Raw genomic sequence first — 1,893 nt, 5'->3', positions numbered from 1 at the left:
GACTAGAGTCATGCTCTCCCATCAGCGGGTGCCGAACAGGCGATCCCCTGCATCTCCCAGGCCGGGGAGGATGTAGCCGTGCTCGTCTAGGCCATCGTCTACAGCAGCGGTATAGATTGGCACATCTGGGTTCTGTTCGTGGAAATACCGGATCCCTTCTGGGGCGGCCACCAGGCAGATGAAGCGGATCGACTGGGGTCGGGTTTGGCGTAGGCGCGCTACAGCCGCTGCTGCCGAATGGCCGGTGGCCAACATTGGATCCACCACCAGCACCTCACGATCTTCGATATCGGTGGGCACCTTGAAGTAGTACTCGATGGGGATCAGGGTATGGGGATCCCGATATAGGCCGATATGCCCCACCCGTGCTGATGGGATCAGCTCCAGCATGCCGTCGAGGAGCCCTTGGCCGGCCCGCAGGATGGAGACAAGCACCAACTTTTTCTCTGCCGCCAACATCGGCGCCAACATTGGGGCCATCGGGGTTTGAATGGGCTGCAGCTTGAGGGGCAGATCGCGGGTCACCTCGTAGGCCATCAAGAGGCTGATCTCCCGCATCAGCGCTCGGAAGTCGGCGGTTGTAGTTTCAACACGGCGCATGAGGCTGAGCTTGTGCTGCACCAGAGGGTGATCGATGGTAATCACCTGGGCCACCATGCTGTGCTCCTGAGATAATCGGGATCCCGTGATGGATGCCAGAATAGCAGAAGCGCTTGTCCCCCCGGTGGGCCGAAGGCTCTATCTGCTTGCTGTTGTCAAGGGGAGTAATCCGTGCAGATCCGCTTTGCTGTGGTGAGCGATCCCCACGTCGCCCTCCCTTCCACCCTTTGGGATCACCCCAGCCGATTTCACCTGGTAGAGGTGAGCATCCCGGCTCTGGAACAGGTTTTGCAGCATCTGGTGCAGTTGCCTCTGGATTTTCTGCTGTTGCCGGGGGATCTGACCCAGCATGGGGAGCCGGAAAACCATGCATGGCTGGCAGAGCGGCTGGCTCGACTGCCCTTTCCAGCTTTTGTGGTGCCCGGCAACCACGATGTGCCCCAGCCCGAGGCCAGCGGGCGCTCTATTGGTTTGGCGGATTTTCCCCGCTACTACCGAGCTTTTGGCTACGAGGATGGGCAGTCTTTGGATTACAGCCGGGTTCTGCGGCCAGGGATCCGTTTGATCGGCCTCAATTCCAACCATTTTGATGCTCAGGGTCAATTGGTGGGGTGTCTAACCCCAGAACAACTGACCTGGCTGGAGAAAGAATTGGCGGCAGCCGAGGAAGAGCTGGTGCTGCTGATGGTGCACCATAATGTGGTCGAGCATCTGCGCGGCCAGTCTCTCCATCCCTGGGGGCGTCGCTACATGCTGGAGAATGCCTCTCAGTTGCGGCGGCTGCTGCAAGCTTATGGGGTGCAACTGGTGTTCACCGGACATCTGCACATCCAGCACATCGCCCGACGAGGGGGGGTTTACGACATTACCACCGGCTCTTTGGTCAGCTTTCCCCACCCCTACCGCCTTGTCGAGATCCGGTCGGATCGAGAGACCGGAATCCAAGTCCATATCCAGAGCTACCGGGTGGGATCCCTGCCCGATTGGCCCGATTTGCAAGCGTTCTCCCGGGAGTGGATGGCCCAGCGCAGCGAACCAGCGGTGGTTAAGTTTTTAACCTCCGCACCGCTGAATTTGCCTTTGGAACAGGCACAAGCCTTGGCCCCACAATTGCGCTACTTTTGGGCAGCGGTGGCTGCCGGGGATCCAGACCTCACTTTCCCAGACTTTCCCCAGCCAGCAGGCCGATTTCTGGAGCGTTTCAGCCGTTGTTTTCGCTGCCCGCCTGATAACCAGGCCCAGCTTCAGTTCGCTTCCAATTTCTTTCTTTCCCAATTTCTAGGGATCCCCCCG

2 protein-coding genes are annotated in these 1,893 nt (G+C 59.3%); one reads left to right on the top strand and one right to left on the bottom strand.

Annotated features, from left to right (window positions below; translation table 11 throughout):
• Positions 1-21: 21 nt before the first annotated feature.
• The gene (gene upp / locus NW819_RS10265) at positions 22-657 is read right to left on the bottom strand and encodes a uracil phosphoribosyltransferase (protein WP_414329961.1); all 636 of its coding nucleotides are present in this window, start codon (positions 655-657) and stop codon (positions 22-24) included.
• Positions 658-771: 114 nt separating this feature from the next.
• On the opposite strand from upp, the gene NW819_RS10260 reads away from it, so the two are divergent.
• A partial coding sequence (locus NW819_RS10260) for a metallophosphoesterase family protein (protein WP_414413680.1) occupies positions 772-1,893 on the top strand: 1,122 nt, incomplete at its 3' end.

Origin of the sequence: Synechococcus sp. R8-2 (genome assembly GCF_047461715.1) — a bacterium.
In the GTDB taxonomy this organism is placed as follows: Bacteria; Cyanobacteriota; Cyanobacteriia; order Thermostichales; family Thermostichaceae; genus Thermostichus.
The sequence above is the reverse complement of the archived record's forward strand: the minus strand, read 5'-3'. Positions and strand labels throughout refer to the sequence as shown.